Origin of the sequence: Saccharibacillus brassicae, from assembly GCF_006542275.1 — a bacterium.
In the GTDB taxonomy this organism is placed as follows: Bacteria; Bacillota; Bacilli; order Paenibacillales; family Paenibacillaceae; genus Saccharibacillus; species Saccharibacillus brassicae.
Genome location: NZ_CP041217.1, coordinates 3,840,129 through 3,865,258, shown reverse-complemented (window position 1 = coordinate 3,865,258; position 25,130 = coordinate 3,840,129). Strand labels below are relative to the sequence as shown.

The window sequence follows — 25,130 nt, the reverse complement described above, 5'->3', positions numbered from 1 at the left end:
CCCGGCAGGGACGTTTTTACGATCTATTCGCGGCTTCGGCGAAGCGGAGCCGCGCCTATCCCTCCCGATCCTTCCCGATTTCTCCCACAATCTCCCGATCTTTCCCGTTCCCGCGTTCGGTCGCGACGCCGCCTGCACCGCGACCGCTTCCTGCCCCGCTCAGCTCAGCCAATACGACGTGAAGCCGTCTTCGTCCATCCGCCGCAGCATATACGAAAGTTTGCGCGCGCTCTGCGGATAGCGGGCGGCGGCGAGGCTTTCGCGGCTGCGCCGGCCGGCGTACACGTCTTCCGCGGAATCTTCCAGCTCGCGCCAGTCGAACGCTTTGGACGCTTCGCTGCCGAGCGCATGCCGCAGCAGATCGAGCAGCACTTTTTGGACGGAATGTCGGCTTCCCTGGATGCGCGGCAGGATCTTCTGCATCAGCTGGCCGTCGAACGCTTCCGCGCGGGTCATCAGACCGAAACGCTCGTTATAGATGAGGTAAAAGCAGACCGAATCCCGCACCCGGAACCCGACATGCGCCTGAATCTCTTCCAGCATGCCGTTGATCTGCGCCAGTTCTTCCGCCGTGCGCCGAATCAGCTGCCCATACTCTTCCATCGCGTCTACCAGCTGGAGATAGTCGCCGCCGAGCAGATGCCGGTCCGCGAGCAGCGGCCGCGCTTCTTCCTGCGCTTCGGCGCGCAGCTGCGGCAGCTGCATGAGGTCGATCTGGTTGAACTCGATCGTGCCGGCGCGGTCGAGCACTTTTTTGCTGAACGGATACGTCGTCTCGTCCATATTGACCGTGCCGATCACGTAGACGTTGCCGGGAATACGCAGATTGCCGTACGCCGCTCGGTCGGCTTCCCGTTCGAACATCGACTCCGGCAGCAGCGGCTGCGTGACGATCTCGCCGGCGGGGGGCGAGGAGGCATCTGCGTGCGTATCGGGCAAAAGCGTCCGGCGCCGCGTCTCCATCAGGCTCAGCACGTCGCTGAAGTAATGTTCGACCCGCGCCAGATTCATCTCGTCCAGCACGATGAAGTACGGCTTGTCCGCACTTCGCGGACGCGACGCTTCCTTGAGCGCAAGCGTCAGCGGGCCGGGCTTGAAGACGCCGGACAGGTCTTTGTAGCCGATCAGGTCTGCGGGATCGTTCCAGTCCGGGCGCACCGGAATAAGCGTGAACTGCCCGTTCTCGGCTGTTGCGCCGAGCGCTTCCGCGAACAGCCGCGCCAGCTGCGTCTTGCCCGTGCCGGAGATGCCGGCGAGAATAACGAACGGCCGCGTCTTGAGCGACAGATAATAATGCTGCACGAGCCCGTCCGGGAACGAGAAGCCGCGCTGCCGGATATAATCGGCCGCGCCCGCGATCGCGGCGCGTACTTCGTGATCCGGGATCGTCGGCGGCGCGGGACCGGCCGAACCGGCGTCTTCGCCGGAACCCGGATCGCCGGCAGCCGGCGGGGCAAGCAAATACTCGCCGCCGGTCTCCGCGACGAAGAAGTGCGCGGGCCGGGTCTCCCGGCCTCCGAGCGGGCGCAGCTCCAGCCGATACGTGAACGGCGTGTCCGTGCGGTACAGGTACAGGTATTCCGCGCGGTCTTCGCGCGGCAGATACGCATCCGGCGTATCGAACGGGCTGCGCACGGCGCCCTTCGCCGCCGCTTCGCCGCGCGGCGGAATGCGGCGGCTGCCGGAAGCCGCCTCTCTGGCGGGGCCGGCCCCGCGCGCCTCCGCGGCGGCGGCATAGACGCCGGCGGGGCCGTATTCGCGGCCGTGCACGCGCAGATCGTCCGGGCTGCCCGGCCGGCTGGACAGCCGGGTCGCCCACTCCTCCACTTCCAGATACGTGGAGGAGAAGGCGGACAGCAGGAACTGCTTCAACTCTTTGTTGGAGTCATAGCGAACTTCAAGCGAAGACGTGCCGCCCGGCACGGCGAGGCGCCAGTGCTCCAGGCGCGCCTCGTAGGTGGCGTATTCGCCGCCGTTCTCGTGCAGCAGACGGATCGGCCTGCTCTCGCCGACGTTCGGCAGGGCGCCGCCGCTCGCTTCGGCGAAGTCCGTATGGAAATCGGGCGGAATCTCGAAGCCGTGCCCGAACAGGAATCCGTCGACCTGCTTGCGCGCGATCAGGCCGGGGATGCGGTCGTCGGTCCACCAGCTTCCGTTTTGTTTGATCATGGTGCGGCATTCCTCCGGTCATGGGATTGATAATCGGAACGTCCGTATCGGTTCTTCCGTTCCCCTCTCCTCCATTATAGACGTTATCCCCATGCGGCAAAAGCGGAAGGGTTTTCTGGCCTGTCCGGCTTTGCTTGCCTTCCCCCGGTTCTCCCGGCTTTGTTACGCGGATCGTACGCTTTGGCGCTTTTGCCGCCTAAGCTTTGGTCTCCCGAAATCGACAAAAAAACCGTCCGGAGCTTTGTGCCTCGCTCCGAACGGTCTTTTTTGCCTGCTTCATACGGTTGAACGGTTCGGCCTGCTGCGCCATGACGCCGGATTTGGCTTAGCGCCCTTTCATCTTCGGATCGAACGTATCGCGCAGCCCGTCGCCCATCAGGTTGAAGCCGAGCGAGGTGAGCAGGATGCAAAGGCCGGGGAAAATGACGGTCCACGGCGCGGTCTGGATAAACTGCCGCGAGTCGGACAGCATCTTGCCCCATTCCGGGTCCGGCGGCTGGGCGCCGAGCCCGAGGAAGCCGAGTCCGGCCGCTTCGATGATCGCGGTAGCGACGCCGAGCGTGCCCTGCACGATGATCGGCGTCAAGCTGTTCGGCAGGATATGCCTGAACAGGATGCGCCCGTCGTTCGCGCCGAGCGCCCGGGCCGCCGTGATGAACTCTTCCTGCCGCAGCGACAGCACCCGGGAGCGGACGAGCCGCCCGTACGTCGGGACGTTGACGATCGCGATCGCATACAGCGCGTTTTGCAGCGAAGGTCCGAGAATGGCCACGATCGCGATCGCGAGCAGGATACCCGGGAACGCGAGCAGAATATCGAACACGCGCGAGATAAGCATGTCCACCCATTTGCCGTAAAAGCCCGCGATAATGCCGAGCAGCGTACCGACCACGATCGAGCCGACGACGGACAGCAGTCCGACCAGCAGCGAGATGCGCGCGCCGTAGATGACGCGGCTGAAGATGTCCCGGCCGAGATCGTCGGTGCCGAACCAGTGATCGCCGGACGGCGGCTTCAGCCGATCCGTCAGTACCTGCGCCTTGTAGTCGTAAGGCATGATCAGCGGAGCGATCAGCGCCAGCAGGACGAAGAACAAGACGAGGCAGAGGCCGACGACGGCCGTTTTATTGCGTGTAAAAGACCGGGCCGCGTCCCGCCAGGGGCCCGGCTGCGCTTTCTTGTCCAACGTATCGGCGGACGGCCGATAATCGGCCTTGAGGAATGCGTCGCTCATGGTAAGCCCCCTATTTGTACTGGATGCGCGGATCGAACACGACGTACAGCAGATCCACCAGCAGATTGATCAAGACGAAGATGATAGCGACGATCAGGATGCCGGACTGGATAACCGGGTAATCCCGGTTGCTGATCGCTTCGAAAATGTAGCGTCCCACGCCCGGCCAGGCGAAGATGGTCTCTGTCAGCACGGCGCCGCCGAGCAGCGCGCCCGTCTGGATGCCGATCACCGTCAGCACGGGGATAAACGAGTTTTTGAGCGCGTGCCGGTAGACGACCGCGAACTGCGACAGCCCTTTGGCACGCGCGGTACGCACGTAATCGAGCTGCATCACTTCCAGCATGCTGGAGCGGGTCATGCGCGCGATTACGGCCATCGGGATCGTGCCGAGCGCGATCGCCGGCAGCACCAGATGCTTGAACACCGTCCACAGCTGGGCGAACTGCCCCTGGATAATCGCGTCGAGCACGTAGAAGCCGGTGACGGCTTCCATCGGGTCGCGCGCGTTCATCCGTCCGCTGGACGGCAGCCAATGCAGCTCGTTGGCGAAGATCCACTGCTCCATCAGGCCGAGCCAGAACACCGGCATCGACACGCCGAGCAGCGCGATAAGCATGCAGACGTAATCGAACCACGAATTGTGTTTCCAGGCGCTGATGATGCCGGCATTGACGCCGAACAGCACCGCGAACAGCATGCTGGCCATCGTCAGTTCGAACGTCGCCGCAAGATACGGCACGATCTCTTCGGAGATCGGCGCCCGCGTGCGGATCGAGTTGCCCAGATCGCCGCTCAGCAGATCGCCCAGATAGCTGAAATACTGCTGCAGCCACGGCTTGTCGAGCCCCAGTTGGTCGCGCAGCGCCTGCTTGGACTGCTCGGTCGCTTTTTCCCCGAGAATGGTGTCCGCCGGATCGCCCGGAATGGCATGAATGATCGAGAAGACGATAAGCGTCATGCCCAGCAGGACCGGAATCAGTACAAGAAGCCGTTTCAAAATATAAGAATTCACTGTCCATCACCCGCCGTCGGTTTGGTATGGGTCGATCGTAGGGGAAGCCCCGGCAGAAACGAAGACCGGGCACGATCAGCCCCGGTCTTCGCTTGGTTCGGTGAAGCTTGGGTTTGGCCAGGCTTCTATTGAGGCTTGGTTGAAGCTTGGCTTTTATTGAAGCTTATTGTTGGATCGAGATTTCCGCGTACGGTTCCGAACCCGTCGGCGACGGCACGTAACCCTGCACTTTTGTGGAAGCGGCCAGCAGCGGCGTAGAGTGCACGAGCGGCACCCACGGCGCGTCGTCGTGAATGACGACCTGGGCTTCTTCGTACAGCTTCGTGCGCTCCGCCTGATCCGTCTCCTGCTGCGCTTTGACGAGCAGTTCGTGCAGCGGTTCGCTTGCGTATTGGCTGTAGTTGTTGCCGCCGATAGAGTCTTTGTCGAGCAGCGGGTAGAAGAAGTTGTCCGGGTCGCCGTTGTCGCCCGTCCAGCCGATGATGAACAGGTCGTCTTTCTCGCCTTTGCTCAGATCGTCCAGGTACGTGGCCCATTCCGGCGATTCGATATTGACCGTCACGCCGATCTGCGCGAAGCTCGCCTGAATGACTTCGGCGACTTTGCGGCCGTCCGGCATGTACGGACGGGATACCGGCATCGCGTAGAACGTCAGCGGCTGTTCGATGCCGTTCGCGTAGCCAGCGTCAGCCAGCAGCTTCTTGGCTTGTTCGAGGTCGTAAGGATAATCTTCGATGCTGTCGTTATAGCCCCACAGGGACGGCGGAATCGGGTTCTTGGCCGGTTCGGCCTGTCCCGCGAAGAAGGCGTCGACGATGCCCTGCTTGTCGACCGCGTGGCTGAGCGCGATCCGGACTTTCGGATCGTCGAACGGCTTCTTCGTGACGTTGAAGCCGAGGTACGCCACGTTGAACGGAGGACGGTTGAACTTTTGCAGGTTCGGATTGCTTTCGAGCGTCGCCAGGTCGTCCGGGCTGAGATCTTCCATCATGTCGATCTCGTCGTTCTGCAAAGCGTTGAAGCGGGCCGTGTTGTCCGGAATCGAACGCACGATGACCGAATCGACCTTCGGCAGACCTTCCTGCCAGTAGTCCGGGTTCTTCTCAAGCGTGATGGAATCGCTTCTCTTCCATTCCTTGAACACGAACGGGCCGGTTCCGACCGGGTTCGCTTTGAAATCGGCGCCCGATTTCTCGACAGCGGCCGGACTTGCGATCGAGAACGGAGGCATTGCCAGGTTCTGGAGGAACGGCGCCTGCGGCTGGTTCAGTTCGAACACGACCGTCGAAGCGTCAGAAGCCGTTACGCTCTTGATGACGCGCGCTTCGGCCGGACCGAACATCGAATCGTAGTAGTCGAACGAGTCGCCTTCGAACTTGAACTTGCTCTCCGGATCGTTCCAACGGGTAAAGTTGAACACGACCGCGTCGGCATTGAAGTCGGTGCCGTCATGGAATTTGACGCCTTCGCGCAGCTTGAACGTGTACTTCAGGCCGTCGTCGGAAATTTCCCAGCTCTCCGCGAGCGCCGGTTCGACTTCCGTCGTGCCCGCTTTGTAAGCGAGCAGCGGATCGAACACCTGCTGCGCGATCTTCAGCGATTCGCCGTCGGTCACGATCGCGGGGTCCAAAGCGGCCGAATCGCCGCCGCGGCCCACGATCAGCGTACCGCCGCTGCCTCCGGCCGCAGGGTCCGCAGCCGGTTCGGTCGAAGCCGCTTCGCCCGGTTCCGTAGAAGCCGCAGGTTCGGAAGTCCCGCTTCCGCCTCCTCCGCAAGCGGCCAAAATCAATGCCAGCGACAACATTAGAGTAAACAGCCAACCCATTCTTTTTCTCATCAACCGTAAGCTCCCCTCAAGATCGCATTATGCCCGTTCACGCAGCCCGCCAAGCCCACCATTTTACAATTATTATGTATAGGGAGTCGTTTTTCCAGCATCGGCTTCGCGTCGAGTGAATTTAACTTACATGAACAGCGGTCGATTCGCAATATATTTTTCGATATAAGTTTCTTTATGTAAAGTTTAGTGACTCAAAGAGATACAATTTGCAAAAAAATCTCTTCATATATAGAGCGCAATCGAAACGTTTGGAATTTTCTGAGAGATTTTTTAATTGACACCTGTTTAATTAAGATGCGAAAAGGCCGTCTTTTTCCCAAACGTTCTTTCTGCCGATTCTCTGCCGGATTAACGCGACTTCCTGAAACAGTAAAATATGCTTAATACTTTTGTATCGCATGTTACGTTGCTGCGAGCTTTGTGGGGACAGATGCAGCTTCGACCGGACCATTCAATCTCAACGGCTTCAGCTGAACGACAAAAAGACCGCAGCCCCTTCGCAAGAAGCCGGACTGCGGTCTTTTGTTTTTCTACTGTACTGTTCAGGCTAAAGCATTTTCTACACGCTGAGCTAAGGACATCTTTTCGCCCATTCTCGCATACATCCATTCACCTGTTCACCTGTTCGCCTGTTCGCCTGTTCGCCTATTCTCGCGTTCTGGCACTTTTTCACTTTAGCACTCTCGTACTCTTCCACTCTTCCACTCTTCCACTCTTCCACTCTTCCACTCTTCCACTCTTCCACTCTTCCACTGCCCATTCTCGCCCGAATAACTGCCTGGGAGCACTTATTTCCCTCCATAGGTCCGTTTCAACCAAATAATTGCGAGAGAACACTTATTTTGCACATCTAAGCACTTGGAGCCTCTTTTCAGACCAAATAAGTGGATCTGCGCAGTTATTTTCGATTCAGACGGCTTTTCCGCAAAAATAAGTGTCTTCAGGCAGTTAATCGTCCAGTATGTCGCGATTTTGCCTATCTGGCAGCGTCGGCGGAGGGGCAAATCATGACGTACACCCAGCTGCCTCGATCAGCCGTTGTCGATCAATCGCTCACTCCGGCTCCACCGCCATCGCAGCGTCTTGCGGCAGGTCCGCCCGAACTTTCGGCCTCTCTTTCCCATATTTCGCCCATGCCCCTGGCCGCCTCGCCTGTACCTTTCGCCAGACTCCGTACATTTTTTTCGCTTTCGCCGAAGCCCTCAATGTCCCGCCTTCATCGTCCTCGGACTCTGCACCTTTTCTTTCCACTTTCCGCTCAAACTCCCGGCCGCCCCGCTGTCACCGTTCGCCCGCTTGCCGCTTTATCGCTTCCGCGTTCTCCGCTCTATCTTCCCGCAGCTCCGCACGAAGACGGCGCAGCATCCAGAAACTCATCCCAAGCAGCGGAACAAAAATCAGCAGGCTGACGTAGCGTTCGACGACGATCAGATACCCGATCCCGACGAACATCAAAAGCGTCATGACGACCGTCATGATCAGATTGCGTTTGGCCTGTTTTTGGGTAGATAGTCGGTTCATCGCAAGCCCTCCTTATACGGGTCTTTTTCCCATAAACGCTTCGGAGGGCTGTTTCGTTACGGTTTGTTCGGCTCTCTGCCGTCCAGCCGACAGCCTCGCTGCCGCATCCGGGCCTCAGCCCGAACGCCCGACACTCACCCGGCCCATTCTCCGCCCGCGTATGGCTCGCACTGCACTTGCACCGGACTTATGGCCCGGCCTACTCTCTGCCCGCGTATGGCTCGCACCCGGCTTGCCCGCGCCTTATTTCCGGCCTGTACTACCTGCTTCGACCTGCTCAACCCCCGGCCTTGCTCGCCTACCCTTCCCCCAGCGCCTTCTCCACCGCGTAATCGTCCAGCGGCAGGTCCGGCTCCAGTCCAAGCGCAAGCTTCGCCAGCTGGCGGCCGAGAAACGGCCCCATCGTCAGCCCCGAAGCGCCGAGGCCGTTCGCCGTAATCAATCCCGCCCAGCCGGGAACGCGCCCAATTACGGGCAGAAAGCCCGGCGTAAACGGCCGAAACCCGACCCGCACTTCGCCCGGCTCGCCGTCCGCGAGGCCCGGCGCAAGCGCCAGCCCTTTGCTCAGCACTTCGTGCACGCCGCCCGCCGTCACGCGGGTATCGGACAATTCCACCCCGTTCTCGTGCGTGGCGCCGACGACCATTTTGCCGTCTTCAAAAGACAGCAAATATTGATCCGTCGGCGGAATGACGACCGGCCACCGGCCGCTCGACCGCTCGTTCGGCATCTGCATATGCAGGATCTGCCCTTTCTGGTACGTGACGCGAAAATGCACGCCGAGCGGACGCAGCAGTTCGCCCGCCCAAGCTCCCGCGCACACAATCACCTCGTCCGCGGGCAGCCGCCTGCCATCGACGATAACCCCGGTGACGCGTCCTCCCGCATCCGTTGCGGCGAATTCTCCACCTCGTTCCTGCTTATCAAGCTGTGCATGCTCCCCGCGCTCCGCTCGCTCCACCTCCAACACCGCAGCCCCTTCCACGACCTCCGCCCCGTTCCGGCGCGCGGCCGAGATCAGCGCGTCGCGCAGCGCGCGTCCGTCCACCCGCGCCGCGCCGCTGACGCGCACGGCGTGATAGCCTTCGCCGAGTAGCGGAAACAGCTCCCGCACCCGCGCGTTATCCAACACTTCGATCTCCCCGATCTCCGGGGCGTCTTCGCGCCGCTGCTCGGCTCTTTTGCGCATCTGCTCGATCTTGGCCGGGTCCGTATGCAGGCTGAGCGCGCCGACGCGGGCGTAACCCGTGTCGTGTTCGCCCAGACGGTGCAGCTCCTCCGTCAGCTGTGCGTAATAGCGCGCGCCCCTCTTGGCGAGCCGGTACCACGCCTGGTTGCGCCGCTGCGACAGCCACGGACAGATGATGCCGGCGGCCGCGTCGGTCGCCCGGCCTGGATGCTTCGCGTCGATCAGCGTCACGTGCACGTCCGCAGCCGAGCGCGAGAGGTGATAAGCCGCCGAAGCGCCAAGAATGCCGGAGCCGACGACGATCATTTTTTTCATGAGATTCCATTCCTTTCACCGCTTGCCAAAATAAAAGTTTCGAACTCTGCCCATTCTATCACTTTCTCTCCCGCCGGGAATAATCCCGAATTCGCCTTGACACAAACAGGTCTATCTACCGTGTTTCGATTATATTTTTTTGCAGATATCATATTACGTACTGTCATAATTAGGTATCTAGACCTAAAATGAGTTTATCTTCTCTTACACTTCTTACATATCGACTCAAGCTTTTCCACTTTTCCCGTTTGTACGCCTGCTTTACCCGCAATCCGCTTTCTACCCCCTATCCAGAAGGAGCGCTCGTTTATGTCCACTACACCCGGTTCCATGCAGGAAGTCATTACCCTCCCTCTTACTCTCGAACAGATTCAGGCTTTCAAGCAGGATAACCGCATCTCTGCCGTTGTTCCTGTCGGCTTGGACGAAGTGTCCAACCTTACTCCCGAAGAACTCGCCGATCACCTCTCGATGAAGCTCGTTGACAGCGATCTGCTGACCGACGTGCAGTACGAACGTGCCGGCGTGCAAGGCGACCAGATCGTGCTGATGAACATATCCGGAGACGTGACGATGCTGCTGGAGACGCTCGAACTGTTCACGGATTATGCGCAGGACGAAGAAGACGCGGAGTAGGCGTTACAGAAGCTGCACTCGGATATCTTTTCCTATAAAACAGATCCCACAGCGTTTGCCCGATCGGTCGGCGCGGACGCTTTTTGCGTAGGGGAAGTGCAGTCCTTCGCTCCCTCTCTGCCCCTCCGTTTCAATCGCCCACTGCCGGGTAAGTGTCTACATCTGCTTCTCTGTCTATTCTGCCGTATCCTTCTGATTCTATCCGTACGCCCAACTTTGAGAGGAGAACTTTCATGCACACACGCACAGCACTCATATCCGGAGCAAGCATCGCCGGCCTCAGCGCGGCATTCTGGCTAAGCCGGGCCGGCTGGGCCGTTACCGTGCTCGAACGCGCCGACGCTTTCCGTGACGGCGGGCAAAACATCGACGTACGCGGCTCGGGACGCGAAGTATTGGCCAAAATGGGCCTCGAAGACCAGGTCCGCGCTCAGACGACGACCGAAGAAGGCACCGCGTTCGTCGACGACAAAGGGCGCACCGTCGGCGCTTTTCCGGTACGCGGCACCGACGGCCTGACCGCGGAGTTGGAGATTCTGCGCGGAGATCTGGCCCGCCTCATTCTGGAGGCGCTCCCGCCCGAAGTGTCGGTGCGCTACGGCGACCGGATCGAGCACGTGCACAACCGCGAAGAGAACGTCGAAGTCGAACTGCTGTCCGGCAAAAAAGAAACGTACGACCTGCTCGTCATCGCCGAAGGCGTACGGTCGAAGACGCGGGACAACGTGTTCGCGGGCGACGTCTCCCGGCGCGAACTGGAGCTGAACATCGCCTACGGCACGATCCCGCGCACCGCCGAAGACGACCGCTGGTGGCGCTGGTACACCGCCCCAGACCGGCGCCAGGTGTCGCTGCGCCCGGACAATCAAGGCACGATCCGCGCGATGCTTGCTTTTACGAGCAAGGACCGCAACTTCGCCGCCCTGCCGCCCGACCAGGCCCGTGCCGAACTGAGCCGCGTCTTCGAAGGTGCCGGCTGGCAGACCCAGCGCGTCGTCGACGGCTTCGAGACTTCGCATGACGTCTACTTCGACTATTTGACGCAGATTATGATGACCCGTTGGTCAAAAGGCCGGACCTGCGTCATGGGCGACGCCGCCTGGTGCGTCACTCCGATCGGAGGCGGCGGCTCGTCCCTTGCGCTGATCGGCGGATACGTGCTGGCCGCGTTCCTCTCGCAAGCGCCGCCGCCGACCGATTCCGCCGATCGATCCGCCAACGATTTGCAGCCTTATCTGGACCAGTATGAACAGTGGATGCGCCCGCTGATCGACAAAGCCCAACACCTGCCGCCCGGCGCGCCCAAAATGTTTTATCCCAAAACCAGAGCCGGCGTCGGCACCATCCACACCCTGATCCGGATCGCCAGCCTCGGCCCCGTCCGCAAAGTCGCTTCCCGCTTCAATCCGATCGCCAAGAAGCAGCAGGATTTGCCGGAGATTCGGTTGGTGCAGCAGGTGTAAGGGAATAGATTCAGTTTCATGCCAAAAAATAAGATTTCGCTTTAAAGTGCCGCGTCATGTCAAGCTTTGAAACTTCGGCGAACTTCGCTAAAGTCTACGAATTGTTCAGGATTGTTCCGAGCCTCATCAGAACGGTTATCCAACACTTCCGACTCCAACTGCTGGATTCTATCCACAAGTTCGGCGTAAGCTTCATAATTCAATAGAACCGAATCCACCTTGCCGTTATTCGTAATGAATAACGGTTTTGTTTTGGCCAAAAGGTATACGCTGTTGAACTGTCTTGAGATCGTAGCTGTATTCACGAGTTGATCTTGATTGAATAAGATAGCGTTTTGGAGAAAAGCATCCTTGTATTGAGCAAATCTGGAAGCGTAAAAGTTAAGGTCAGTTTATCCGCAAGTTATTCAGTTGTAAGCGCAGAATTAGAATTTAATCCTCCAACTGTAACTGATTTAAATATAAGTTTGACTTTTCTTGGTGTAAATGCTAAAACTGTTTCAGAATTTATAAAAGACGGAGATACTTATTTGAATAGAACTGGTCAGTGTTATTCAGGTATATGGAATATAGGGTATGATACGAGCCAAGGGGCAAGGACAAATGCGACCAATACCGTCACATTTAAATATTCATCGTACAACCAGCTGCAAAATAAAGTTTATAATACAGAGTGGAACTCTATTTCATTTACGACTGGCTCTGTATAAAAATAATTTAAGGAGATAGAATGGATAATAAAAAAATGAAGATTTTAAGCATAGCTACAATTGTAGCGCTTTTGATGCTCTTGACCTTCACCCTATGGCTTTACTCGAGTTGGAACAAAGAAACGACAAATAACAGCGTGAAAATCTATGAAGACTGGAGAGGGAATATTGAACTGGCACAAACCTCCTTGGATCAAGGAGGAGTGCCTTCTTTTCAAATCTATGGAGATATAGCTAGGGCACGAGGGTTTGCAAATTCAGGTCTTTATTATTCTAATGAAGAAGTGTTTGATCGTTTAACTTCCCTTTCTTCTGAGTTAGAACTTGAAATTTCAAGATTGATGATAGAAAATCCTGATCTATTGAATGAAGATCAAGAGTTTTTAAATAACCAGCTTGAATTAGTCCTTCAAAATCTCAGCTCAAGTTTAGAGGAAATATCTTTTTCTCAGATTGAACAGATACGTCAAGATCTAAGTAAAAACTATATCGAATACGCCAAATTGCCTAGTGAAGAAGTAAAAAGCGACTGAAGAATCTCAACATGGTTTAGTTCAATATGTAGCCAAAAGCCGTAACTGCGTTTTGCTCAGCGTTACGGCTTTTGGCATTTAATAAATTTGAATCTAATATTTTTAATTAAGTACATATTAGTAAATATAAAACTATCGTGACCTTTGACGAAAACTCCCGAAATAGACCTTTTGCTTTCTTTTTTGAGCCACGCTGTTAGGAGGAATAAGGGGGCAGTGAAATAGACGTCTACGCCATGCAGCCGTTACAGCTCTAGGTGATAGGCTAAACTCTTTGCCTCGATCTATATTCGCCGTTTGAATAGCCGACTTTGGGTACTAAGCGGTCAGTATACCAAACGCGATTTCCATCGACAAGGCGGTTCGGTATCTTAATCACTTGGTAGAAGCGCGGCTGCGCTCCACAAATTTGGAAACGCACGATTTACTGTTCCCCAAAGAGCAGAAAGATTATGCGTCGATCAAGAAAAGCTCTCATTTCATTTTTTGATCCTACTCATTTATAGCGTAATTGAATTTGCAGTTTTGGTCACAGGCCATGTCGATACGATCAATATTGTTCGACGTACCCTGGCCGATGCTCCCAAAGTTGAATGGAGTAGCAAAACTTTAGCTTACGCCGACACTGGGGATTTTTCAAGCAGCGACTTAGAACCTTTAGGTCATGAAACTCATGCAGATCTTGTCGTGTATAAACTTGTCTCCGCTCCCGATAACCTGCCTTACGTATACATGCATAAAAACAAACGCGCTTATTTTGAATACCGTATTCTCAAAGCAGCCTGGTCGATGTAACTTTTACTTAAAAACGAAAAGCTTGCCTTCCTTATACAAAGGGGCAAGCTTTTTTATATCTTATTCGATTTCACAAAATTCATGTACGCATTCATGTCCGCCGCTCAAAATGCACATGCAGCCGATACTCGCATACCTCCCGCGTCCACCGGTGCAGCAGCGCCTTATCCTCTTCCGCCACTTCAAAAGCCAACCCAAACGCCCCATCCGCAAGCTCCGTCTGACTGCCTTTCGCACCCGCCCATTTGCTCATCGGCATGTCCGCGATCAGCTTTGTCACTTTCGTTTGCGTCTGCTCGTTCCAGTCCCACAGCCGCTTGGATTCCTTGTCGCTGAAGTCGATCACTTTGCGGTATTCTTTCTCCGTCAGATACCCGTGGAAAAACGCTGCCGCTTCCTCGGCCGTCACCGGCTCGTTCCAACGATCCGCGCCGCGCTCCAGCATGTACAGCAGCACGACCATCTTGTAGCTTTTCGTCATGACCGTCTTTTCCACGTCGCGCAGCCAGGCTTCATACCGCTCGTACACCTGCTGCTCGCGATCATCCAGCATCCCCGCCCAGCTCAGGAACCCTGCATAAGACCCAAACTCATCCCGATACCCTTTGCTTACGGACCGCCCCTGCAAATGCAGCTCCAGATAAGTCGGGATGCGGCCCAGCTCGCCTTTGAGATCAAGGAAGTCGCGGTGCAGCTTCTCCCGATGCGGCGCGCGTTTGCGGCTCAGTTCTTCCAGCAGGTTGACGACCGCCGTCTCCAGTTGGATCGAGCAGCTGTCCGGTACGGTGGGAACCGTGGTAAGACGACCGTTTTTTCCATCCGAATCTTCGTCATACTCCGCAAACAAACCCAGCTTCACGTCCGCGTTCCGGTAGTTGCCGATGAGATCGATAATAACGCAGTGCGATTTGCCTTCCGCCAGACGCAGACCGCGGCCCACCTGCTGGGTGAACACGGTCAGCGACTCGGTCGGGCGGACGAACAGCAGCGTATCGACGCTCGGGATGTCCGTGCCTTCGTTGAACAGATCGACGGTGAACAGCACTTCCAGCTCTCCGGCGTCCAGTCTGCGGATCGCTTCGTCCCGGCTCATCTCACGGGTGCGCGAATGCAGGCTGAGCGTCCGGCTGCCGCGCGTGCGGAAGTAGTCCGACAAATAATCCGCCTGCTGGATCGACGAACAGAACGCGATCGTGCGCGTCTGACGTCTTTTAAACCAAGCTTCGTACACGCGCTCCGCATATTCTTCCCGCAGCTGCGCTGCAAGCAGCTGTTCTTCGTCGTAATGGCTGCCCAGCCAGCGAATGCCCGAATAGTCCGTCTCGTCGTGCACGCCGTAATATTGGAAAGGCGCCAGCCATTCCCGCCGAATCGCCTCGATAAAATGAATCCGGTAAGCCACGTTCCCGCCGCACAGCGCATACACGTCCTGCCCGTCCATCCGATCCGGTGTCGCCGTGATACCCAGCATGAACTGCGGCTGGAAATAGTCGATGACCGACTGGTAAGACCTCGCCGCCGCATGATGGAACTCGTCGATGACGATCAGGTCAAAAGCATCCGGCGCAAATGTCTCCCGGTGCTTTTTCATCCCCAGTGTATAGATCGAAGCAAACACGCAGTCCGCATCGCTGTCCTTGCTCTCCCCGTTATAGAGGCCGTGGCTGCGCTCCGGAAGGACGTGCTGGAACGAGCGGACCGCCTGCTTGAGAATCTCTTCCCGGTGCGCGATGAACAGAACCCGTTTATACCTTTGCGCCAAAAAAGCGGCCAGATACGTTTTCCCGAGTCCCGTCGCCATAATCACCATCGCGCGGTCGTACTCTTCCTCGATCGTCGCCGTCAGCGCCTCCAGCGCCATCTCCTGAGCCGGCCGCGGCCGGATCTTCGTATCTGTCTGCGGCTCCTCTGCCGGCGTCTCCTCAGTCTGCCAGTCCCCGATGTCCGCTTCGGCTTCCTCCGTCTCGATAATCTGCCGCTGCAGTTCGGGATTTTTACGGTGATTGAGCAGATACTCCTCTTCGTACAGCGAGATCGTGTCTTCCGTCAGCGGCAGCGTCGTATCGTGATACAGATTCTCCATAAACTGGTCCATCGCACTGCGGAACGTATACGGCTCCGCCTGCGCGTTCATCGCCAGATTCCATTCATACCCTGTCTTCAATGCCGAAAACGAAAAATTGGAAGAGCCGACGATCAGCAGCCCTTCCCCGTTTTCGTAGTCGAACAGATACGCTTTGGGGTGAAACGACGTTCCCATGCTCCGCCACAGCCGCGCTTCCAGCCGATCGTCGATACTCAGCAGCTTCTGCAGCCCTTCCGGCTGAGTGATATACAGATAATCCCCCGCCAGCAGCTTCACCTCGGCCCCTCGATCCAGCGCCTTTTTCAGATGCGGCGCCAGCAGATTGACCCCGGACTGCATAAGAAAAGACGTCATGATATAGATCCCCGTCGCATGCTGCATCCCCGCAATTAGCTCATCCCCCAGGTTGCGGGTGATGAGCTTGACGTTAAGATTCGTGGACATCGATCAGGTAGATCCGCTCGTCGAACCCGCCGCGCTGGGCGGCTTTGTCGGCGCGTATCTGCTCCAACTTCTCGGAATCTTCTCCGTGCGTGACCGCGAGGGCGCGGATCACTTCGAGCATATCGGCGAGTTCTTCCAGCGCTTCTGCATCGGAGGAAGCGGCGAAGTATTCGTCGGCTTCCTCACGAAGTTTGGCGCGGAGTTCGGTGACGTATTCGGCTTCGTCCAGGATGCGGGTGGTGGATGATTTGCCGGTGGAAGTGATGATATTAGGGATGAGGTTTCGGATTAGTTTGTTGTGGGTTTTCACGATACATTCCTTTCTCATGCATGTTGATTTTAGTATAACAACTGATCAAACATCAAAAAAGTCTGCGTCTCCATTAACATCAAGACACAAACTCATTTGAATTTTATTGATATCACGATGCCTTCATTAAGCGCTCTTTCATATAACTGATGCAAAGACTTGAGCTTACTTTTCTGAAGGCGCGTAGAGCCAACTTAAAACGTCTGCTATGGTTGCCTCAAAATTGTAACCTACATCTTGAGGAGAAATGATGAAACTCCAAACTTTAAAGTTTACAACTTCTCTTTCATGATTATTCATACCTTCTTTATTCAACTTGAATTTTAATTGAACACTATAGAAGGCTTCTGATTATATTTATCAACATGATTTTAATTTTCATTACCAAATAACTTAAAACTGAGGTACTCATATAGATAGTATTACTTTAAAAACTACATTATTTTAGAATTCCTTGAAACTGTGGTTTGAGAGAAATCACAGAGATTACCCGTGGTGCCATACTAAAGATCCCTATGAGATACTTATAGCCGAATTCTTACTCCAGCAGACTCATGTTCGAAAAGTAGAAGAAGCCTACCTTTCTTTACTAAGCGACTTTCCAACTGCAAAAGAATTAGCAGAGGCTTCAGAATCAAAGCTAATTGATTTAATTAGCCCTATTGGCTTAATCTATCGTGCTAAGAGGATGAAATCAACCGCTAATCAAGTATTTTTAAACTATGGTGGAAAAATACCAGATACATTTGAAGACTTAATAAAATTACCAGGCGTTGGAAATTACATTGCCAATGCAGTTCTGTGTTACGGTTATTATCAGAATAGAGTTCCTATTGATACAAACGTAATTAGGTTATTTATGAGATATTTCAATTTGTCTTCCGAAAAACCTCGGCCTAGAACTGATGAAGTTTTGGCTGAGCAAATTAGAGACCGTTATACTTTTGATTTTGATTATAGAATCGCCAACTGGGCAGTTCTAGACTTTGCCGGATTAGTTTGTACAATGATTAAGCCTCAATGTCCGCTTAATGAACACTGCTCATACTATAATAAAAAAATTCTAATTCACAAAGAGTAAATTTTTTTGTTACTTTGCTGAATTATCTCTCAATTGTCTAATTAACTTTATTATTCTCATCTATCTTATTAGAATTAATTTCAATAATCATTTTTCTTATTTATTTTGCAAGTAGTACTTGAATCGAATAAAACGTACATTCTTTTATAAATGTGGCACAATAAAGAACGTTTGTTCTTATTTTTTAATATTTTAAGGCTGCTTTTCTTAACAATTTGTACTATAATTAAGTTATTGCTTTATATGGAGGTGGACTAATGCTTTTTAAAAAAGGTGAATTCTTTAACGGCCCTGGTGGAATAGCAATGGGTGCTAAAATGTCCAAAGTTGTAGACAAAGAAGGCAGAGTATATTCGGTCCAACACGAATGGGCTAATGATTATGATGAAGCTGCTTGCAGAACTTTTATACACAATATTTGCCCGACAAAATCTGAAACAGTAATTCAGGAAGATGTAAGAAAGTTAGATATCAATTCTTTAACAGATATAGACGCATTTACTTTCGGATTCCCTTGTAATGATTATAGTCTTGTTGGTGAGAAAAAAGGATTACATGGAGAATACGGACCACTTTACACTTATGGAGTACAAGTTTTGAAAAAATTCCAACCTAAATGGTTTATAGCTGAAAATGTATCTGGTTTAACAAGTGCTAATGATGGACAGGCCTTCAATTTAATTTTAGGAGATCTTATAGAAGCAGGTTATAAAATTATTCCTCATCTGTATAAGTTCCAAGAATATGGAGTCCCACAAACAAGACATAGAATTATTATTGTAGGTATAAGAAACGATTTGAATTTGCAATTTAAAGTCCCAGCACCAACTCATGGTCCTGGAAAATTACCATTTAAAACTGCAAAAGAAGCCTTGATGGAACCTCCAATCGCATTAGATGCTCCTAACCACGAACGTACACGCCATACTGCAAAAGTCATAGAGTTTTTAAATAACATACCAGCAGGCCAAAATGCTTGGTATGAAGGTATACCTGAACATCTGAGGTTAAATGTTAAAGGAGCTAAAATGAGCCAGATTTATCGTAGGCTGTCTGAGAACACCCCTTCCTATACGGTAACAGGAAGCGGGGGAGGCGGAACTCATATGTATCATTGGGAAGAACCTCGCGCTTTAACTAACCGTGAAAGAGCACGTTTACAAACTTTCCCTGATGATTATGAATTCTTAGGTGGTAAAGAAAAAGTAAGACAACAGATTGGGATGGCGGTACCTCCAGAAGGAGCTAAAATAATCATAGAAGCTATATTAAAAACATTTGCAGGAATTGAATATGATTATATTGACGCAAAATGGAATACAGATAGAATGATTATGCAAAAAGAACTTACTCTCATTTAATGTTTAAAGAAAGATAATATCCTCTTCTCAGGCTGTCGATAACCTTTCGACAGCCTTTCTTAATTTTCACTTTATTCATGGCTTTAACGTGCAAATATTGTATAATAAAGACGAATTTCAAGAGAGGAAGGTGCTTATATGCTACGTACTACTTCAGAACGAAGATGCATGTACGAACTTGTTTCGATTGAAGATCTCGTGCCTGAAAACCATATGCACGATTAACAGCAAACACAATGTGGTTATGGGTGTCCATGTGACAGCCGAAAACGTGCATGATTCCGTGAAGTATTTAACGTGTCTGGACCGACAGCGGGAGCGCTTCCGATTTTAGGTCTAGGCCGTGGCTTTAGGTGCCAGTTATTTGACCAATCCGATTTGCCGAGGATTTGAAGAACGAGAGATTACGGCATAATTGCGCACCAAAGATTCCAGTCTGTAAAAGGTCTATTTGCGAAAGCTAAGTTCCGCTCCAGGTGCCAAATACGACCATTACACCTGTCCAAGTGGGCAACGAACTACCGTACAGAACTACCGCTCGACAAGGGTACTGCCAGTATGCCTCCGATCTTAAGGTCTGCCAGGATTAGGATTTTCTGCTGCTTCACTCCTGTACATGCTCGGCCAACCGACGAAAAGCCGTGACCTTACACATGTAGAAAGCCAGCAAAGAAAAGATGCAGAAAAACCAGCTGAGCCGCTACGGCAAACCTGTCCCGCAAACGAAAAGAGAGTATGGAGCGAAACTTTACAGACGCGAAAGAGTTGCATAGGTTTTGCTATTTTAGTTTGCGTGGGCTTGCGAATGTGATGGAGCAAGCGCTCCTTACGGCCACTATTAGAACACGAAATCTAAATAGCCTTTTTGGCCTGCGAGCCGATGAAAAAGAGACCCTGATGCTAAAGAAACCAACCATCCGTTTGGTGAGCTAGGTTTCTCGAAACTCTGAGAAGGGGATATTCCCTTCTTTTCTTTGAAATAATTTGAGCTATGCTTATAGCTACTCGTATGCATTATTCTTAATCGCGTTAGCGAACGTTTTAATTATTTCTTCCTAATGTTTAAGTATCATACAGCCAAATACATTTCAGCTATAAAACATTGAGGTTAATTTCAAAACCTGTACTTAATGTTTGTTCATATTAAAAAGAGCCTTTACCGAGTAAACGGTAAAGGCTCTTTTTCTTTGGCTTGGCGGCTTCCTACTCTCCCGGGACCCTGCGGTCCAAGTACCATCGGCGCTAGAGGGCTTAACGGTCGTGTTCGAGATGGGAACGTGTGGAACCCCTCTGCCATCACCACCAAACCTAGGCTTACGCAGTAAGCCGGAACAGGTTTGTATTTGGATTGCCGAACCCCTTCGGGCACGAGCAATTCAAATCAGCTCTGTTTTTTTACACAAGGTTTGCACCTTGAAAACCGGATCCGAAACGATCCACTTCGCCTCATGAAGTGTTTGCCTGCGCAGAAGTCTCAATCGAAACATATGCTTCCGGAGAGCCTGGCTGCGCAAGTCTATAGGATAAGCCCTCGACCGATTAGTACAGGTCAGCTACACGTATTGCTACGCTTCGACCTCCTGCCTATCTACCTCGTCGTCTCCAAGGGGTCTTACCACTTGCGTGTGGGAAATCTCATCTTGAGGGGGGCTTCACGCTTAGATGCTTTCAGCGTTTATCCCTTCCGCACGTAGCTACCCAGCGATGCTCCTGGCGGAACAACTGGTACACCAGCGGTGCGTCCATCCCGGTCCTCTCGTACTAAGGACAGCTCCTCTCAAATTTCCAACGCCCACGACAGATAGGGACCGAACTGTCTCACGACGTTCTGAACCCAGCTCGCGTACCGCTTTAATGGGCGAACAGCCCAACCCTTGGGACCTACTTCAGCCCCAGGATGCGATGAGCCGACATCGAGGTGCCAAACCTCCCCGTCGATGTGGACTCTTGGGGGAGATAAGCCTGTTATCCCCAGGGTAGCTTTTATCCGTTGAGCGATGGCCCTTCCATGCGGTACCACCGGATCACTAAGCCCGACTTTCGTCCCTGCTCGACCTGTCCGTCTCGCAGTCAAGCTCCCTTATGCCTTTACACGCTGCGAATGATTTCCAACCATTCTGAGGGAACCTTTGGGCGCCTCCGTTACATTTTAGGAGGCGACCGCCCCAGTCAAACTGCCCGCCTGACACGGTCCCTGTACCGGATTACGGTACGAGGTTAGAACTAGCATGCGATCAGGGTGGTATCCCAACGGCGCCTCCCCCGAAGCTGGCGCTCCGAGATCGTAGGCTCCCACCTATGCTGTACAAATCGCACCCCAGTCCAATATCAAGCTGCAGTAAAGCTCCATGGGGTCTTTCCGTCTTGTCGCGGGTAACCTGCATCTTCACAGGTATTAAAATTTCACCGGATCTCTCGTTGAGACAGCGCCCAAGTCGTTACGCCATTCGTGCGGGTCAGAATTTACCTGACAAGGAATTTCGCTACCTTAGGACCGTTATAGTTACGGCCGCCGTTTACTGGGGCTTCAATTCAGAGCTTCGCGTTGCCGCTAACCCCTCCTCTTAACCTTCCAGCACCGGGCAGGCGTCAGCCCGTATACTTCGCCTTGCGGCTTCGCACAGACCTGTGTTTTTGCTAAACAGTCGCTTGGGCCTTTTCACTGCGGCCCCCTCGTGCTATTCACACTACCGGGGCACCCCTTCTCCCGAAGTTACGGGGTCATTTTGCCGAGTTCCTTAACGAGAGTTCTTCCGCGCGCCTTAGAATACTCTTCCCACCCACCTGTGTCGGTTTGCGGTACGGGCGCCTTCACCTGGCTAGAAGCTTTTCTTGGCAGTGTGAGCCCAGGACCTTCGCTACTGTAATTTTCGCTCCCCATCGCAACTTGTTCTTAGAGCCGGCGGATTTGCCTACCGACCAAACTTGTTACTTGGACGGACATATCCATCAGTCCGCGTCCCTTCCCTCCTGCGTCACTCCATTGCTCGTAACGGTTTACGGCGGTACAGGAATATCCACCTGTTGTCCATCGACTACGCCTTTCGGCCTCGCCTTAGGTCCCGACTAACCCTGAGCGGACGAGCCTTCCTCAGGAATCCTTGGGTTTTCGGCGGATCAGATTCTCACTGATCTTTTCGTTACTCATACCGGCATTCTCACTTGAATACAGTCCAGCGCTCTTTCCAGTACACCTTCAATCCGTATTCAACGCTCCCCTACCCCTGATGCACAAGGCATCAAGCCATGGTTTCGGTGGTGTGTTTAGCCCCGTTACATTTTCGGCGCAGAGTCACTCGACCAGTGAGCTATTACGCACTCTTTAAATGGTGGCTGCTTCTAAGCCAACATCCTGGTTGTCTGGGCAACTCCACATCCTTTCCCACTTAACACACACTTGGGGACCTTAACCGATGGTCTGGGCTGTTTCCCTTTTGACAATGGATCTTAGCACTCACTGTCTGACTCCCGGATATAAGTTGATGGCATTCGGAGTTTGACTGGACTTGGTAACCCTTGGCGGGCCCCGCACCCAATCAGTGCTCTACCTCCACAACTCTCAATCCGAGGCTAGCCCTAAAGCTATTTCGGGGAGAACCAGCTATCTCCGGGTTCGATTGGAATTTCTCCGCTACCCCCACCTCATCCCCGCACTTTTCAACGTACGTGGGTTCGGGCCTCCAGTGCGTGTTACCGCACCTTCACCCTGGACAGGGGTAGATCACCCGGTTTCGGGTCTACACCTACATACTATATCGCCCTATTCAGACTCGCTTTCGCTGCGGCTCCGGCTTCTCACCTTAACCTTGCATGTAAACGTAACTCGCCGGTTCATTCTACAAAAGGCACGCCATCACCCCTTAATTGGGCTCTGACTTTTTGTAAGCGCACGGTTTCAGGTTCTATTTCACTCCTCTTCCGAGGTCCTTTTCACCTTTCCCTCACGGTACTGCTTCGCTATCGGTCACCAGGGAGTATTTAGCCTTGGCAGATGGTCCTGCCGGATTCATACGGGGTTTCACGTGCCCCGCACTACTCGGGATCCGTCTCGGAGAGAGCTTGCTTTCGGCTACAGGGCTATCACCTGCTGTGGCGGGTCGTTCCAAACCTCTTCGCCTACCAAACTCCTTTGTAACTCCATGTGAGACGTCCCACAACCCCAGAGAGCAAGCTCTCTGGTTTGGGCTGTTCCGCGTTCGCTCGCCGCTACTGACGGAATCACTATTGTTTTCTCTTCCTCGGGGTACTTAGATGTTTCAGTTCCCCCGGTCTGCCTCTGCCGAGCTATGAATTCACTCGATCAGTAACTGGGTATGAGTCCAGCTGGGTTCCCCCATTCGGAAATCTCCGGATCAACGCTCACTTACAGCTCCCCGAAGCACTATCGCGGTTCGTCGCGTCCTTCGTCGGCTCCTGGTGCCTAGGCATCCACCGTGCGCTCTTACTTGCTTAACCAAACTTCATTTGGAACTACGTCTTCGTAAGAAGAATAGTCCAGACGCGAAGTTTTTCGTTTCGGTATCCAGTTTTCAAGGAACAACTTTTGGGTGCATCACTTCGTGTGGATCAAAAGTTGTTCCCGCGTTAAGCGAAAATCTTTTGACCTTCCCAAGTGAATCCAAAAGGAATTGAAAGAGTTTCCTCTCTCAAAACCGAACAGTAAGTGAGTCTCTGATTTTTAACTCCCGAGAGAAGCGGGACTGAATGTCTCCGTTGCAGGAAACGATTCTCCATAGAAAGGAGGTGATCCAGCCGCACCTTCCGATACGGCTACCTTGTTACGACTTCACCCCAATCATCTATCCCACCTTCGGCGGCTGGCTCCTTGCGGTTACCTCACCGACTTCGGGTGTTATAAACTCTCGTGGTGTGACGGGCGGTGTGTACAAGACCCGGGAACGTATTCACCGCGGCATGCTGATCCGCGATTACTAGCAATTCCGACTTCATGCAGGCGAGTTGCAGCCTGCAATCCGAACTGAGACCGGCTTTCTGGGATTGGCTCCACCTCGCGGCTTCGCGACCCTCTGTACCGGCCATTGTAGTACGTGTGTAGCCCAGGTCATAAGGGGCATGATGATTTGACGTCATCCCCGCCTTCCTCCGGTTTGTCACCGGCAGTCACTCTAGAGTGCCCATCTTAAAATGCTGGCAACTAAAGTCAAGGGTTGCGCTCGTTGCGGGACTTAACCCAACATCTCACGACACGAGCTGACGACAACCATGCACCACCTGTCTGGCATGTCCCGAAGGAAAAGCTTATCTCTAAGCCGGTCATGCCGATGTCAAGACCTGGTAAGGTTCTTCGCGTTGCTTCGAATTAAACCACATACTCCACTGCTTGTGCGGGTCCCCGTCAATTCCTTTGAGTTTCAGTCTTGCGACCGTACTCCCCAGGCGGAGTGCTTAATGCGTTAACTTCGGCACCCAGGGTATCGAAACCCCGAACACCTAGCACTCATCGTTTACAGCGTGGACTACCAGGGTATCTAATCCTGTTTGCTCCCCACGCTTTCGCGCCTCAGCGTCAGTTATAGGCCAGAAAGTCGCCTTCGCCACTGGTGTTCCTCCACATCTCTACGCATTTCACCGCTACACGTGGAATTCCACTTTCCTCTCCTACACTCAAGCGGACCAGTTTCGGATGCGAATCGGGGTTGAGCCCCGATCTTAAACATCCGACTTAAGCCGCCGCCTGCACGCGCTTTACGCCCAATAATTCCGGACAACGCTTGCCCCCTACGTATTACCGCGGCTGCTGGCACGTAGTTAGCCGGGGCTTTCTTCTCAGGTACCGTCACTCCGGGTGCAGTTACTCACCCGGACGTTCTTCCCTGGCAACAGAGCTTTACGATCCGAAAACCTTCATCACTCACGCGGCATTGCTCCATCAGGCTTTCGCCCATTGTGGAAGATTCCCTACTGCTGCCTCCCGTAGGAGTCTGGGCCGTGTCTCAGTCCCAGTGTGGCCGTTCACCCTCTCAGGTCGGCTACGCATCGTCGCCTTGGTGAGCCGTTACCCCACCAACTAGCTAATGCGCCGCAGGCCCATCTCTCAGTGACAGCTTGCGCCGTCTTTCCTCATCTCTCCATGCGGAGAAATGATGTATCCGGTATTAGCATCCGTTTCCGGAAGTTATCCCAGACTGAAAGGCAGGTTGCCTACGTGTTACTCACCCGTCCGCCGCTAACTTCGGTGGAACAAGTTCCACCTTAGTCCGCTCGACTTGCATGTATTAGGCATGCCGCCAGCGTTCGTCCTGAGCCAGGATCAAACTCTCCATTTAAATGGGCGACAAAAGTCGCCGTTTAAAAGAAAGCACCATGTGCTCGTTGAAACGTAGCAATTCTCGATTGCTCAAGAATCTTTATTCTCACAATGATCTTCATCATCGCGACTCACTTACTGTTCAGTTTTCAAGGAACAA

The 25,130-nt window shown here is 53.5% G+C and carries 14 protein-coding genes and 3 rRNA genes; 6 read left to right on the top strand and 11 right to left on the bottom strand.

The features are described 5' to 3' along the window. Positions 1-159: 159 nt before the first annotated feature. The 6 genes from FFV09_RS15970 to FFV09_RS15945 all read right to left on the bottom strand — a co-directional run bounded on the left by FFV09_RS15970 (position 160) and on the right by FFV09_RS15945 (position 9,283). Positions 160-2,169, bottom strand: a complete 2,010-nt coding sequence (locus FFV09_RS15970; RefSeq protein ID WP_141448751.1) for an McrB family protein — start codon at positions 2,167-2,169, stop codon at positions 160-162. Between the two features lie 325 nt (positions 2,170-2,494). Then, entirely contained in the window at positions 2,495-3,403 is a 909-nt protein-coding gene (gene nikC / locus FFV09_RS15965; RefSeq protein WP_141448750.1) for a nickel transporter permease, read from the bottom strand. A gap of 10 nt (positions 3,404-3,413) precedes the next feature. After that, positions 3,414-4,418 (bottom strand): ABC transporter permease, encoded by a 1,005-nt coding sequence (locus tag FFV09_RS15960; protein ID WP_141448749.1) that lies wholly within the window; start codon positions 4,416-4,418, stop codon positions 3,414-3,416. A gap of 163 nt (positions 4,419-4,581) precedes the next feature. Continuing rightward, positions 4,582-6,255, bottom strand: a complete 1,674-nt coding sequence (locus FFV09_RS15955; protein WP_141448748.1) for an ABC transporter substrate-binding protein — start codon at positions 6,253-6,255, stop codon at positions 4,582-4,584. Positions 6,256-7,539: 1,284 nt separating this feature from the next. After that, positions 7,540-7,779 carry a hypothetical protein gene (locus tag FFV09_RS15950; protein ID WP_141448747.1) on the bottom strand — a complete coding sequence of 80 codons (240 nt, stop codon included), beginning with the start codon at positions 7,777-7,779 and terminating at the stop codon, positions 7,540-7,542. A 298-nt stretch (positions 7,780-8,077) separates the two neighbouring features. Then, complete coding sequence (locus FFV09_RS15945) at positions 8,078-9,283, bottom strand: NAD(P)/FAD-dependent oxidoreductase (protein ID WP_141448746.1); 1,206 nt, start codon at positions 9,281-9,283, stop codon at positions 8,078-8,080. A gap of 309 nt (positions 9,284-9,592) precedes the next feature. On the opposite strand from FFV09_RS15945, the gene FFV09_RS15940 reads away from it, so the two are divergent. The 4 genes from FFV09_RS15940 to FFV09_RS15925 all read left to right on the top strand — a co-directional run bounded on the left by FFV09_RS15940 (position 9,593) and on the right by FFV09_RS15925 (position 12,625). Beyond that, positions 9,593-9,919 (top strand): hypothetical protein, encoded by a 327-nt coding sequence (locus FFV09_RS15940; protein ID WP_141448745.1) that lies wholly within the window; start codon positions 9,593-9,595, stop codon positions 9,917-9,919. A 233-nt stretch (positions 9,920-10,152) separates the two neighbouring features. Then, entirely contained in the window at positions 10,153-11,382 is a 1,230-nt protein-coding gene (locus FFV09_RS15935) for an FAD-dependent monooxygenase (RefSeq protein WP_141448744.1), read from the top strand. Between the two features lie 335 nt (positions 11,383-11,717). Then, on the top strand, positions 11,718-12,092 hold the full coding sequence (locus FFV09_RS15930) for a hypothetical protein (RefSeq protein WP_141448743.1): 375 nt from the start codon (positions 11,718-11,720) through the stop codon (positions 12,090-12,092). Positions 12,093-12,112: 20 nt separating this feature from the next. After that, positions 12,113-12,625 (top strand): hypothetical protein, encoded by a 513-nt coding sequence (locus FFV09_RS15925; protein WP_141448742.1) that lies wholly within the window; start codon positions 12,113-12,115, stop codon positions 12,623-12,625. A gap of 886 nt (positions 12,626-13,511) precedes the next feature. Here the strand turns inward: FFV09_RS15925 and FFV09_RS15920 are convergent. Then, positions 13,512-15,950: a DEAD/DEAH box helicase family protein gene (locus FFV09_RS15920; protein WP_141448741.1), complete on the bottom strand. Its 2,439-nt coding sequence runs from the start codon at positions 15,948-15,950 to the stop codon at positions 13,512-13,514. Next, on the bottom strand, positions 15,934-16,260 hold the full coding sequence (locus FFV09_RS15915) for a nucleoside triphosphate pyrophosphohydrolase (protein WP_141448740.1): 327 nt from the start codon (positions 16,258-16,260) through the stop codon (positions 15,934-15,936). The genes FFV09_RS15920 and FFV09_RS15915 overlap by 17 nt, the downstream gene beginning before the upstream one ends. A 454-nt stretch (positions 16,261-16,714) precedes the next feature. Between FFV09_RS15915 and FFV09_RS15910 the strand changes: the two genes are divergently transcribed. Both FFV09_RS15910 and FFV09_RS15905 read left to right on the top strand, forming a co-directional pair. Continuing rightward, a complete protein-coding gene (locus FFV09_RS15910) occupies positions 16,715-17,341 on the top strand; it encodes an HhH-GPD family protein (RefSeq protein WP_141448739.1) in 627 nt (208 codons plus the stop codon). A gap of 257 nt (positions 17,342-17,598) precedes the next feature. Beyond that, complete coding sequence (locus FFV09_RS15905) at positions 17,599-18,702, top strand: DNA cytosine methyltransferase (RefSeq protein WP_141448738.1); 1,104 nt, start codon at positions 17,599-17,601, stop codon at positions 18,700-18,702. A gap of 1,190 nt (positions 18,703-19,892) precedes the next feature. On the opposite strand, the gene rrf is transcribed toward FFV09_RS15905, so the two are convergent. The 3 genes from rrf to FFV09_RS15890 form a co-directional block, all read right to left on the bottom strand. Next, positions 19,893-20,009: ribosomal RNA gene (rrf, locus tag FFV09_RS15900) — 5S ribosomal RNA — on the bottom strand. Between the two features lie 212 nt (positions 20,010-20,221). After that, positions 20,222-23,157, bottom strand: a 23S ribosomal RNA gene (locus tag FFV09_RS15895). Positions 23,158-23,438: 281 nt separating this feature from the next. Beyond that, positions 23,439-24,989: ribosomal RNA gene (locus FFV09_RS15890) — 16S ribosomal RNA — on the bottom strand. The 16S, 23S and 5S rRNA genes sit together here, the layout of an rRNA operon. Positions 24,990-25,130: the final 141 nt, after the last annotated feature.